13 protein-coding genes and 2 tRNA genes are annotated in these 12,466 nt (G+C 66.7%); 2 read left to right on the top strand and 13 right to left on the bottom strand.

All coding sequences use genetic code 11. The annotated features are described in order from the left end of the window. Positions 1-72 precede the first annotated feature (72 nt). A complete protein-coding gene (locus QSK25_RS44925) occupies positions 73-1,083 on the top strand; it encodes a tyrosine-type recombinase/integrase (RefSeq protein ID WP_285647800.1) in 1,011 nt (336 codons plus the stop codon). Then, a complete protein-coding gene (locus QSK25_RS44920) occupies positions 1,076-1,327 on the top strand; it encodes a hypothetical protein (RefSeq protein WP_285647798.1) in 252 nt (83 codons plus the stop codon). The genes QSK25_RS44925 and QSK25_RS44920 overlap by 8 nt, the downstream gene beginning before the upstream one ends. Positions 1,328-1,359: 32 nt before the next feature. Here QSK25_RS44920 and QSK25_RS44915 read toward each other — a convergent pair whose 3' ends face one another. From QSK25_RS44915 to QSK25_RS44855, 13 genes are all read right to left on the bottom strand, one after another. Further along, positions 1,360-1,578, bottom strand: a complete 219-nt coding sequence (locus QSK25_RS44915) for a hypothetical protein (protein WP_285647796.1) — start codon at positions 1,576-1,578, stop codon at positions 1,360-1,362. A gap of 14 nt (positions 1,579-1,592) precedes the next feature. Continuing rightward, positions 1,593-3,488 carry a hypothetical protein gene (locus QSK25_RS44910; RefSeq protein WP_285647795.1) on the bottom strand — a complete coding sequence of 632 codons (1,896 nt, stop codon included), beginning with the start codon at positions 3,486-3,488 and terminating at the stop codon, positions 1,593-1,595. Positions 3,489-3,501: 13 nt separating this feature from the next. Further along, entirely contained in the window at positions 3,502-5,274 is a 1,773-nt protein-coding gene (locus QSK25_RS44905) for a hypothetical protein (RefSeq protein WP_285647794.1), read from the bottom strand. 6 nt (positions 5,275-5,280) lie between these two features. After that, on the bottom strand, positions 5,281-6,180 hold the full coding sequence (locus QSK25_RS44900; RefSeq protein ID WP_285647793.1) for a hypothetical protein: 900 nt from the start codon (positions 6,178-6,180) through the stop codon (positions 5,281-5,283). Positions 6,181-6,460: 280 nt separating this feature from the next. Then, positions 6,461-6,835, bottom strand: a complete 375-nt coding sequence (locus tag QSK25_RS44895; protein WP_285647792.1) for a hypothetical protein — start codon at positions 6,833-6,835, stop codon at positions 6,461-6,463. Beyond that, complete coding sequence (locus tag QSK25_RS44890; RefSeq protein ID WP_285647791.1) at positions 6,835-7,083, bottom strand: hypothetical protein; 249 nt, start codon at positions 7,081-7,083, stop codon at positions 6,835-6,837. Before QSK25_RS44890 ends, QSK25_RS44895 begins: the two co-directional genes overlap by 1 nt. A gap of 85 nt (positions 7,084-7,168) precedes the next feature. After that, positions 7,169-8,122 carry a N4-gp56 family major capsid protein gene (locus QSK25_RS44885; protein WP_285647790.1) on the bottom strand — a complete coding sequence of 318 codons (954 nt, stop codon included), beginning with the start codon at positions 8,120-8,122 and terminating at the stop codon, positions 7,169-7,171. A 39-nt stretch (positions 8,123-8,161) separates the two neighbouring features. Next, a complete protein-coding gene (locus QSK25_RS44880) occupies positions 8,162-8,695 on the bottom strand; it encodes a hypothetical protein (RefSeq protein ID WP_285647789.1) in 534 nt (177 codons plus the stop codon). A 209-nt stretch (positions 8,696-8,904) separates the two neighbouring features. Continuing rightward, positions 8,905-8,976, bottom strand: a tRNA-Leu gene (locus QSK25_RS44875). A 1-nt stretch (position 8,977) separates the two neighbouring features. Continuing rightward, positions 8,978-9,051: transfer RNA gene (locus tag QSK25_RS44870), tRNA-Trp, on the bottom strand. 67 nt (positions 9,052-9,118) lie between these two features. Continuing rightward, positions 9,119-9,958 carry a hypothetical protein gene (locus tag QSK25_RS44865; RefSeq protein ID WP_285647788.1) on the bottom strand — a complete coding sequence of 280 codons (840 nt, stop codon included), beginning with the start codon at positions 9,956-9,958 and terminating at the stop codon, positions 9,119-9,121. A 3-nt stretch (positions 9,959-9,961) separates the two neighbouring features. Next, a complete protein-coding gene (locus QSK25_RS44860; protein ID WP_285647787.1) occupies positions 9,962-10,885 on the bottom strand; it encodes a hypothetical protein in 924 nt (307 codons plus the stop codon). A 6-nt stretch (positions 10,886-10,891) separates the two neighbouring features. After that, entirely contained in the window at positions 10,892-12,463 is a 1,572-nt protein-coding gene (locus QSK25_RS44855; protein ID WP_285647786.1) for a hypothetical protein, read from the bottom strand. Positions 12,464-12,466: the final 3 nt, after the last annotated feature.

The following is a 12,466-nucleotide window of genomic DNA, read 5'->3' as shown; positions in this document are numbered from 1 at the left end:
TGGTACGACTTGACCATCAGAGTTTCCGACAGGTGACTGGACACCTCTCACGTCGGAAAGTACGGTGGACGCATGGCAGCACGGACGACACTGGAGGACTACCGGGTCCGCTTCGAAGCGCTCCGCCGGTCGCGGGGCATGGAGGTGTCGAGCCTCAACCAAGAGCGCTCGACGCTCAAGCACTTGTGCCGTGCGTGGGACCGCACCCGCAAGGCGCCAGGCTCGCTGGACATGTCGTGGATGGAGGACTACCTGTTCGGCCCCGAGGGCCGGGCGAATGAGGTGTCCGTCGGCACGTTCAACAAGAAGATCAGCCACATCAAATCGTTCATGGAATGGCTGATCCGCCGGTCGGTGGTGCGCAACGACGTGCTCGACGTCGTCACCACGAAAAAGGGCTACAAGCCCCGTCGCCTGTGGTTGCCGCTTGGGGCGCTGCACCAGATGATCGACGGTGCTGACGACCCGTGGGAAAAGTTCGTCCTCGAATTCGGGGTGTTCACGCTGGGCCGCTGGTCGGAGCTGTGCTTCATTCAGATGAAGCACGTGCACCTCGACGCCGGACGTATCGACTGGTGGCGGGAGAAGACCGACGAGTGGGACCGCATCCCCATCATGTCCGAGCTCGACACCGCGATTCGCCGGTGGGTCACGATCTACGAGAAGTCGATCGGCCGGCCGCTGACGCCGGACGACTATCTCGTGCCGATGCGGAAGAAGTTCGGATGGTCGAACTGCGCATGGCAATACGTCTCCGCCAGCCGGGCGACCAACTCGATTCGGCTGTGCGTGAAAGAACACGCCGCGCCACTTCTCGGCGGCATGGACGCCATCAGAGGACAAGGCGTGCATCTGCTGCGGCGCAGCGCCGCGCGGGAACTGTACGAGGCTCTCAAGCGGCAAGGCGAACCCGACCCGCTGCGGGTCGTGATGGCGATGCTCGGCCACAAGAACATCCGCACCACCGAGCTGTACCTCGGCATTGAGCGTGACCGCGAAACGCGGGATACTCTGCTGGCCGGTCGGTCCCTTCTCGGGATCGACAAGACCAACGTCGTGGAGTTGAAGGTGGCCAGTGGCTGATGTAGTGACCAAGGTCTGCGACCGGTGCAGGAAAGAGATCAAGCCCAACCCGGCACTGGGCGATCTTCAGGGCGGACCTGTCGAGATCGCGTTCCCCGCGTTCCTCGTCAAGCTGGAGCTGTGCGAGGAATGCATGGACTTCGCGTACGTCGAGCTCGGCGAGTACGGCCAGCGGATTGCCGGCCGCGGTGCGGCTGTGGGCGTGGACATCCTCAAACACCTGCCGGTCGTGCCGGTCGAGTAGACGAAGAAGGCCGCCCCGGAGGGCGGCCCTTTTCACTTCTTCAGTACAGCTATCGCTATCGCCACCCCGGCGGCCAGCAGCGCCACGTACAGCTGCCACCGCCTGGCTTTCTCGCCTTCTCGTTCGGCTTTCAGGTTCGCCACATCCTGCTTGAGTAGCGCGATGTCGATCGCCACCGACGAGGTGAACGTGACGAACTCGTTCTTGAGCTCGAGCACCGCTTCGTACACGCGGGTGAGGTCGATCTTCACGGGTTCTGACATCGTCACACCAGCTTCAGGATGAGGTTGATTTTCCCGCCGACCCGGTCCTTGACCGTCGGCGAATGGACCTGCCGGAACTGGCAGCGGCGGATGATCGCCTGGAACGACTGGTCGCGCAGCTTGTCGAACACCGTCACGACCGGGTTGGACTCGGCCAGCGTCTCCAGCTCAGCGAGCCTGTCGGCGCAGAACCCGTCGTACCCGTGCTGCCGGCCTCTCTTGTCGGTTTCGCGGTCGTAGCAGTCGAGCGGGAGGACCAGTTCGCGGTAGCGCTGCGGCACAGGCAGCGCCTTGATCTGCCAGCTGCGCAGGTGCACGTCGTTGCCTGACCCGCCGTCGCGGAGCGTGAACCTCACCCGGAACGCCTGGGCGGGCCCGAGCCCGAACAGCCCGAACTCGTACGCCGACTGCCCGCCCTCGGCGGGGAAGCTGGCCGTCTCGCCCGTGTCGGTCTCCACCTCGACGAGCAGCGGGTTGGTGACACCCGGCACGACAGGGAAGTTGCCCTCCACCCGGATGTAGGCCGCCCTCTTCGGCTCGACAGTGCCGTACCGCATCCAGCTGGTCGTCAGCACCGCGGGTGTGGTGGGTGCGTACGTGGCTTGCGTGATGACGTTGCCGGTGTTGAGCGCGCCGAACACGAGGTCCTGTCCGCCCGCCTGGTAGACGGTGAGATCCAGCACGACGTCGGTCGCGTCGGCCGGGTTGACGTTGTCGCTGTACGTCGCCCACGCGTACCTGCCCGCCCCGTCCACGGGGGTGCCCAAGTCCACCCAGAAGACGCGGTTGACGCCCCCCACGTACACGAGGGAGCCCGAAGCAGCGATCGAGGTAGTCGGGTACCCCTGCGCCATCAGCGCGCCGTACTGGGGCTGCCCGTAAGGCGTGAACATCCCGGCCCGGATGCCGTTGGACGACGCCAGCACGAACAGCGAGTTGGTGTAGAACATGATGGCCCGTGCCGTCTCGCCGGTCGGCATCTTCAACTGCACGAGTGGAGCCCCGAGTGTCACCGTGCCGCCCGACTCGGTGACGGCGATCGACTGCACCTCGGACTTGGGGCCAGCCGCCCCCACCAGGTAGATCGCCACCGGGCCTTCGGCCACGCACGTGTAGTTCCAGTTGGCCGACGGGTGCGTGTAGTGCAGCACCGGCGCTGTGCCGGACGTGCCTGCCGTGTCGACGACGTACACCTTGTTGGCGATCGTGAGGATGAGTCGCTGCTTGGCGTAGCCGAGCGTGACGGTGCCGGAGAACGTCACCGCCGAGCAGATCTGCGCGGCCACGCCGGCCGTGTCGATTTTGTAGACGCGGTCGTTGACGGCTACGTACAGGTTCGCGCCGTCGGAGGTCATGTCCTGGCACGTGCCTGTCGCCCCGAGGGCGATCGTCGTCGACCCGCCCAAGGCGGGAAGGTCGGCCACGTACACGCGGTGGTCCACACCGGACATGGTTGCCAGCTTCTGCACACCCGACCACGTGACTTGCTCGACCCGCTTGCGCGACAGTGCCGACAGCCCGAGCGTTCCCGCGATCGTGACCTTGCCGGGCGACCACGGGTAGGCGTGGGTCGACGACTCGAAGCGCAGCCGTCCGATGTCGGGGTCGGTGGCCGAGTCGAGGTAGAGCTGTCCCGCACCGGCGTGGAACGACGCCTGGCTGCGCAACCACCAGTAGCCGAACGACTGCTCGCCCGCCTCCGACGAGTTGTCGAACTGCTCTTTCTGGTCCTCTTGCAAGTCGCGCAAGTACGGCATGTCCTCCTCGGGGTGCACGCGGAACGGCACCCCGCCCACCAGGAAGTCGTACTCGAGCCCGGACTGCACCATCTGCTGATACTGCCCAGACAGCAGGATCGGCAGCAGCGTGTCGGGCAGGACGTTCGACGGCTCGGTCATGCGCGGCCCCCCATCACGCCGGGCCCAGCCACTTGAAGCGGATGAACGTCGCGCCAGCGGGCGCGGTCGTGACGGCCGTCAACGCACCGGCCGTGCCGTTGTAGGTGAACGCCGACAGCACGGTCCCGGCCGCGAAGAACCGCGGGCCGGTGTTGCACGTCGTCGACCACGGCGCGGTGGTCGAGCCCTGCACGTTCGACGACACCGCGAACGGCGTTGCCACGCCGGTGTCGGCCGTGGTGGTGATGGACAAGGCTCGCTCGGTGTCGCCCGGTCCGGTCGACTGGCGGATGCCGGTCGTGATGTCCCAGATGCCCGCGCGGTTGAGGGTGAACTGGTCGTTGTTGGTGCCGCCCGCCGTGACGTTCGCCGACGTCTGCACCGCGGTATTGAACTGCACCTTGGTCTGCGCCAACGTCGGCAGGTTCTGCGCCGTGCCGGTGGCGGTGTACTCGACTGCTTCGTCGGTGCCGAACGTGTCCATCACCGACCACGACGAACCGTTCCACTGCTTGATCAGCTTGTCGCTGTTGTCGAACACCACCATCGCGTTCGACGGCGACGGGACCGACGAGGTGTTGGTCACGACCGCGATGACCGGCGCGGTGCCGTCGTGGATGTAGCCCTTGCCCGAGCCGATGAACTCGCCGGTCTCCTTGATGTGGAACGTCGCCACATCCGACTGGTTGCGTCCCTCGAACACGCGCCCGCCTGTGCGGGCACGGGAGATGATGCGGGTCGTCGTTCCCGCGCCGGGCACAGGGAGCGACACGTCACCGGTGAGCGTGGACGCGCCCGTCACCGACAGCGCGCCACCGGCCGACAGGTTGGCAGCGGTCGCGATGTAGCCGGACGCGTCGATGTTGCCCGCCGCTCCGACGGTGGCGATGTTGAACCCGCCCTCGTCCTTCAGTTCCCACGCGTTCTGCGTGGGGCGGACACGGGTGATGAACCGCGGCGTGGCGGTGAGGGACGCCTGAAGCGACATCTCCGCCTGACCGGCCAGCGTGGTCTTGCCGGTGACGTCGGCCGTGCCCGACAGCGTGGCGTTGCCTGTCACGCCCAGCGTGCCGCCGACAGTCGTGTTGCCGTTGCCGAGCACCTCGAGCGTGGTCGCGTTGCCCGCGCTGCTGTTGGTGACCCGCACGGCCGGCTTGGCCGCCGCGGTGTTGACCTCGTGACCGGGCCGGGTGTGCGCCGAGTTCGGCGACGTCTTCACCGTTCCGTCCTGGAACACTTCGTGCCGCGGCGTGCCCGACTGTTCCAGCAGGAACGCCCGGCGTGCGATGTCGGCCCCGGTGTTGGTGACCTTGAAGCCGTCGCGTGCGATGGCGCTCGAGGCAGCCACCTCGAAACCGGCGCTGAGACCGCCGGGGAGCGCGTCAGCGAACAGGTGGCTGTAACCACCCCGGTACGTCTTGTCCGTCAGCGTCTGTGCGCCTGAGGTGCCCACAACGCTGCCGCTGACACCGTGCACGCCAGTCGACCCAGCCATGTGGGTTTCGAACTGCGTGAACACGTCAGCCGGCACGACGTGCTCGAAGAACTCGCCGCCGTTGTGGGACGACGCCAGCGTGCCGCCCTGCGCACGGGTGATGGTCAGCGTCGACCCGGCGCCACCGGTGACGGACACGATCTCCGCCGAACCCGACCCGCGGTTGATGATGGCGTAGTAGGGGAAGGTGATCGGCCAGCCCGTGAAGCTGGCCAGTGTGACGGACGTGGCCCCGGCCGTGATGCCGGAAGCCAGCTGCGCCTTCGACGCGGTGTTGACGTAGACGGCCATGGCGGGTTATCCGTTCAGCCTGTGGGACGTGCGCAGCGGGTACAGCACCTCGAGCTTCTGGCGCTCCTGCTGCAAGCGGTCCGAGAACATCTGCATCCACAGCCGGGCAAGAGACGAACCCGACCCGGCCTGCACGTACTTGTTGCGCTCGCTCTGCTCGATCGACGACGTCTGCGTGCGCGACGCGTCAGGGGTTGGCATCAGCGCCGCCTTGGCGTACAGCTCGGGAAGGTCCGCCGCCGACTCGGGAAGACCGGTCGTGGTGAAGTCCGCGGACCCAGCCGTGGGGGCTGGGAGCACCGGCCTGGTGCGGTAGGTGACGCGGATCGTCTGCCCGCCGATCCCCACCTCGGGGATGAACAGGTATCGGTTGCCGTCCACGTTGGACACGTCCAGCGTCGAACGCTGGATCGGACGCTCGTGGTTGCCGGGGCCGGGATACACGAGCCGGATGTCCGCGATCGACTCGCAGTCGGACGGCATGAGGTACCGCTCGCCGTACGGCTCCGACTCGAACTCGACGTTCTTGACGGCGAACAGGTTCGGGTAGCAGGCGTTGACGCCGGCCACCAGCTTCTGCCAGATCGTCCAGTACGACCACCGCGGGTCGATGATGGCCATCGAACCCGGCGGGAACGAGTCGTTGGCCGGGGAGCCTTGACGCTGGCGGAACCACGACGGGCAGGAGGTGTTGCCGGTCTGCGGCTCGTACGACGACACGAACACCAGCTCAGGCCCCAGCTCCAGCAGGAACCGTGTCGCCTGATCGGCGGGCATGTCGGCCAGCTTCACGCCGACCTTGTCCGAGCCGTCCAGCATCCAGTCGGTGAACGTGCACACCTGATCGCTCGCCGGCCCCATCAGGTCGGCGCGCACGCGCTCCACGAGCTGGTCGAACGACGTCATCAGCGTTCTCCCATCGAAGATGGGAGCGCCGGGCGCTCAACTCCGTTGATGCGCCTCATGCGTCAGCCGCCTCGACCGCCTGGCGGATCTTCGGCATCGTCGTACCCGATGGCTGCAAGCCCTGACGCCGTGCGTCGGCGTACGCCTTCAGCTCACCGTCCCACCCGCGGCGCGCGGGTGCGCCCATGATGTCCGGCTGCACCTGGAGGTTGGCGGCGCGGGTACACGCGCCCCAGTTCTCGTGATCCTGCGTGGGGCATCCACTCCTGCACGCCATCACTCACCGCCCGTGGATTCCGACGCGGAAGGTGAAGCTCGGCGTCGTGCCGCCGATCACCCAGCGGATGCGCGCCTGACCGCCGCCCAGCAGAACGAACGACCCCGCCGGCAGGTGAAGGGTCGCCTGGCCTGTCGCGTTCAGCGACGACGTAGCGGCCAGCGTCTGCCACACATCGTTGGCGTCCTGCTGCTGCACCTGCACAACCAGTGTCGGCGTGGTGCCCGACACTGCGGTGATGTCGATACCCACGAACAGCTCGGCGACGTCATCCGGCAGCGTGAGCGCCGTGCCGTTGCCGGTGGCGGTGCGGGCCGTCGCCGTCTCGGTGAACATCGGGAACGAGACCCGCTTGGTCAGCTCGACTTTCTGTCCCATCAGAGAACCTCCACGGTGTACCCGTTGGCTTCCCACAGGTCCCTGATGGACGGGTCCGTGGTGGTGTTGATGTGCCCGCCCAGCCAGATGTGGGGCAGGTCTTGGGGGATTTCCGCGGAGTCGGCGTACGTGGTGAGGACTTCGTCGTCACCCGCCACATGCGACTCAACCGTCAGCTCGTGGTAGAGCGACCCGCGGATCGGCCACTTCCAGGTGTGCGATGGTGGGCGTAGACGCCACGTCGGCATGTTCAACTCCTTGCTGGAAACGAGAAATCCCCGACCCCGTTGCCAGGGCCGGGGAATCCCGAGATCAGCGGATCACCGCCTTACGTCAGGCGGAGTAGTCGACCGCGCCGCCGATGCCGTCCAGAGCAGAGGTGGACTTGATGATCTGGATGGAGTTCTCGCGGAAGCGAGCGCCACCGAGCAGGGCGTACCAGCCCACCGTCTGGAAGCGCTTCAGGCTGTCGACCACCGGGCCGACGACCGTGTGCGGCTGCTCAGCCGCCGCCTCCACCAGCGCCTCGCGACCCAGCACGTAGGTGTTGTACAGGTTCGGCGAGCCCGCGACCTTGGTGCAGCGGTCGTTCTCGATGAACCGCACCTTGTGGAACGTGCCGAGCTCGCCGGAGTAGATCTCGGCGGTGTCGACGTACTGGTGCGGGTTGACCCACGCGGTGTTGCCGGTCTCCAGGCGGAGGTCGTACGCGACGTCCGGGTGGATGTGGGCGACGTAGTTCTTGCCGTCGCGCGCCTCCGCGCGGCGCCGCTTCAGCAGCGAGGACGCGCCCGCGATCGCCTTGGCGTTGATGACGCCGTAGTTGGTGGTCGGGTCGGTCGACCCGAACGTGCCGTCGTTCTTCGTCCACAGGCGGTTCGCGGTGTGGGCGTCGAGCAGGTTCTTGTACAGCAGGTCCATCGCCTCGGCCTGGTCGTCGGCCACGTGCTGGCCGATGTCCGACAGAACCGTGCGGGTGAACGCGAGCTTGTTGAGCTTGTTGGTGGAGCGGACCGTGCGGCCGTACTCGTTGAGGGTGACGGACACGCGCCGCGGCGCCGGAAGCGCGACGGGGGTGACGTCCAGCGTCTCGTCGAGCGGGGTGGCGTCTGGGGTCAGCTTCTTGTGGATGGAGAGGGTGACGACGTCACCCGGCATCGCCTGCGCGACGGGGTGCTTGTCGACGATCTGCCGGAACTGCGGCATCGCCATCATGTACCACGACACCTTGGTGTCGAAGGCGGTCTCGACGAAGTCGGTCCACGACGTGGTGTTGACGTCGGCCATTGCCTATCCCTTTCAGGGGCGTTGTGGCCGACCGGACGATCAGATCTGTCGGGGGACGTCGAGGCTTCCAGCCCCGAGGTACTGCCCGAGGAACTTGTCCAGGTCGGCTTCGGAGGGCCGAGAACCCGAACTCATGAGCTGTGCCGCCGCGGCTTTGAAGCCGTCGAACCCGACCGAGCCGGCGTTGTCGCGGGCCGCGTCTGCCGCGGCCTGGAGGCGCTGCTGCTGCGCCACGATCTCCGCGGGGATCTGGCTCCCGTTGCCGTCCTGGCTGGACGGTGCGGCGTCGTCGGCGGGGGCGTCCTGCGCGCCGAAGTTGAACACCGTCTTGTTCTCCTCGATCCACGCCTTGACGGCGTCCGAGGTCGCTTCACCGGTGTAGAACTTCCTGATCCCCTCGGGGACCTTGAGTTCGTCCAGCACGTCCTTGCGGGAACGGGCGGCCAACTGGGACTGCAACTCCTTGAGTTGCGCCTCCAGCGCGTCCGCGCGCTTCTGCTGCGCCGTGCCGAACTTGCGCAGTGCCGAGCCGTCAGCGTCCTGACCGGGGTCGGTGAGGAAGTCGTCGCTCATGATTCAGTTCTCCTGTCGCCCTCTGTATGGCGCGCTCCGACCGGCGAGGGGATACCGGGGAGGATGTGCCGACGTCCGATTCGTTTACACGGCTGCCACCTCGGACACGTGGCGCCGGAGAGGAAGGTAGAGGAGTCGAACCCCCAGGCCTGAGCCTGTCGTGCCCGATTTCGAGCCGGGTTGCCCACCACTGGGCGATACCTTCCAGGTACCCATCGACGGATTTGAACCGCCATCCACTGGATCTTGAATCCAGCCGCTCTGCGTTGGCGTAGACGGGCGCAGTGGGCGGCAGGACTCGAACCTGCAACCGGCGGTTTTGGAGACCGCTGCTCTTCCAGTTGAGCTACGCCCCTAAAACCAGGCCGACGAGCGAACCTGGCGGGTAGGGATATTGTACTAGAGCGCCGCTCTAGTACTGTGTCAGTACTGACCGGACGACTGCCGCGACAAGCCGCCCTGCTGGACACCCAGGTAGTTCTCGCTGAACCGCGCCTGCTCCTCACCGGCCGCCTTGCGGCGCCGAGCACCCACCGACTGGTCGTTGAGTAGAGCCTCGTTCTCCAGCTCTGTGCGGTTCGTCGAGTCGCCGGACATGGTGAACAGCATCTCGTCGTTGCGCTGCCGCTGAGAGACGTCCTGGAAGCCCTTACGGGCCTGCTCCGCTGTCACGCCGTACGACGCCAGCTCCTCGGCGCGGCCGAGGTCGAACTGGTAGCCGGAGTAGGCGCTGTACGCCTCGCCCGTGATGGAGTACGCCGACAGCTTCCGCTTCAGGTCCGCTTCGGTCACGGACGGGTCGGCGACCGTGCGGATCGCATCGGCGGGCGTGAAGCCCTGCGCCGCCCACATGTCCTTCCAGGCCTGGGGCCTGGCGTCGTACTCGGCACGGTACGACTCGAAGCGCTGGTTGAGCTCGACGGGGCTGGTGTTGGTCGCCATCCACTTGTCGAAGTTGTCCTTCGTGTCGTACGTCCCCGCGCCCACGTACTGGCGGACGATCGACTTGTATGAGCCCTCGATCGACAGGTACTCCGCTTCCGACAGCGCCGCGTACCCGGCGCGGCGACGGAGCTCGTTGCCGGAGAAGCGTTCCTTGTACTCGGCCGTCTGCCGGAGCTTGATCGGGATGACGTCGCCGGTGTCGCCGGCGACCAGCATTCCCCGCACCACCTGAGTGAGCGACTCGAGACCCCACGCGCGCAGTTGCGCGGTCAGCATCTCGAAGGCGTTGTTGTCGAAGTTCGGCGCTGGCGCAGTCATCGGTTACCCCACCATTCCGAACGCTCGTCCGATCGCCTGAAGTGTCGACGCCGCCTCTTTGCGGGCGCCGTTCGTGTAGCCGTACCGCGCGTCCTTGCGCAGCTCCTGCTGGAACTGCCACACCGTCTGCGCCTGTTGGCCGTTGCCCTGCAACGCCTTCTGCATCAGGCCGTCGTTGAGCGCCACGTCGTTCTGGTTGAGCTCCAGCGTCTGCGCGTACGCCTCCATGTACGGCCGGGCGATGTCCATCACCGTCTCGCCGCCGCGGAGCCTGTCCGCGAACGGCGCGTACTTCGACGCGGCGTAGTTGATGAGCTTCGACTTGAACGCCTCGGGCTCAGCCCTCGCGCCGCCCAGCATGATCTCGTTGGCGTAGGTGTAGATCTCGTGCTCGAGGTTCTGGCTGCCGTAGCCGTAGTCGGCCGCCATCGTGTACATGCTGTTGATGAGCTGGCCGTACCGGCCGCCGGGGTTCATGATGTTGTTGCGCGGCTTGGCGATCTCGCGGAACAAGAACGATCGCGTGCCCGAGTCGTCCAAGCCCTGGAGCTTGGACTGAAGCCACAGCTGCGCCAGCCTGTCGTCCACCGTCGCCTTGTTGGTGATCCCGATGTCGGTCGGAATCCCCAGCTCGATCATGGTGTTGTAGATGGACTGCGCGCCGGCCTTCATCTCCTGCGCCGCCGACGCTGGGTCGGCGATGTTCTTCACCGTCCACTGGCGCAGCGGGTCGGGCGTGTTCTTCCACCAGGTGGTGTTGGCCAGCTTCAGGGAGAACTGGTCAGCCGTCCACTGCCCGTCGACCGCCTGCTGCATCAGCGAGCCGATCTCGGGGATCTGCTCGGCGATCAACGCCACGAACCCGTATGACGCCTTGATCTGCTCAGGCGTCGGCTTCTCCGTCGAGTACTGGAGAGGGATGGTCATCAGCGATCAGCCTCCCAGCGCGCCGGTGAAGCCACCGGCCCCGATCATCTTCATGAACTGGGCGGCCATGTTCGCGTACTGGTACGCGCCACGCTCCACGCCGAAGCGGGACTGAATCCACCCGACCGCCTGGCCTTCGGGGTCGAGCTGCGTGGTGGACCCGCCGGCGTAGTACGCCGCCGTCATCTGCTCCTCCAGCTGGTGGTAGTACGCCACGAACTCGGTGCGCTCCTCGGGCGTGAGCGAGCGGCCCATGCGCTGCCGCGCGATGGCGTCGACCTGTGCCCCGAGCTGCTCGCTGTCGGTGTAGCGGACGGCACCACCACCGCCACCACCCCCGCCACCGCCGTAACCGCCCCCGTAGCCGCCACCACCGCGTCGGAAGCCTCCCCCGCCACCATCCGACCCGACCTCCCAGTTCGGGTCGTTCACGACCGCCTGAGACTGCGCGGTGAGGCTGGAGAAGAAGTCCTCCAGCGTCTCCTCGTTGCCGACGGTCTGCGAGTTGACGGCGAGCAGCGCCATGTTCTTGAGCGCCGTGTAGTCCTCGTTGGAGATGAACGCCTTCTCCGGGTTGCCGTCCGGGCCGACCACGACGCGGGACGCGGCGTTGTTGCTCGACGAGTCCGAGCCGTACGCCTGGATCGAAGCGAGCGCCGTGATGGTGTCGGCCGCCAGCTTCGGGTCCTTCTTCATGTCCGAGATCTTGCCGTTGATCCACGTGTCGACGTCGGTGACGTACAGCAGGCCGTTCTTGTCCTTCGCCACCATGAACCCAGGCACGTTGGCCGTGCCGGTCTTCTGGCTGAACGAGCCGGTGATGAGCGAGTTGAACGACCCGTCGCCGTTGTCCTCGGTCTCCTGGCCCAGCTTGTTCTTGTTGGCCTGCCACTCCGACACCGCGCGGCGGTAGCGGGACCACGTCGACAGGTTGGTGAGCTCGCGCAGCACCGGGTTGACGGCGATGTCCTCGGTGCGCCACACCCGCGAGTGGATGTCCTTTCCGAACAGCTCCACCATCTGGCGCACCACGTTCTTGCGCTGCGCCGTGATGGCCGGGTCTTTGTCGATGTCCTCGACGAGCTGCGTGATGTTGCGCTTCACCCACTGCTCGGAGCCGTACTGCCTCTGGTTCTCCCGGCCCAGCAGATCCAGGTTGTCGCCGTCGGTGACCTTGCCGAGCTTCTCCTCCCGCTTGCCCGCGGGAGCGTCCCCGCCGAGCATCGGCTCAGGCAGGCCCAGCTTGTCGCGGCTGATGGTCGGCATGCCGCCGGGGGCGTCAGAACCGGGCATCAGATCGTCCGGCCCGAGCAGGCCGGGCGTCATGCGCCCGCGGGAGGTCTGCGGCTGCTGGTACAGCGTGACCGGCTTCGACACCGGCGCCGCCTGCTGCTGCGGCGCGGGGCGCTGCACGTTGGCCGCGATCGTGGCCGCGGCGTTGGGGTTGAACGGGTACATGGCCCGCTCGGCGGCGCGGTGCTGTGCCATCGCCGCCTGGGCCTGCTGCACCTGGCTCTTGATGGAGCCGGAGTTGTCGGGGGCGGCCCCGCCCGACTCGATCGCTGCGAGCATCGGCATCTG

It is taken from the genome of Lentzea sp. NBRC 102530 (assembly GCF_030269365.1).
Lineage (GTDB): Bacteria > Actinomycetota > Actinomycetes > Mycobacteriales > Pseudonocardiaceae > Lentzea.
This window is presented reverse-complemented; position numbering and strand designations above follow the sequence as displayed.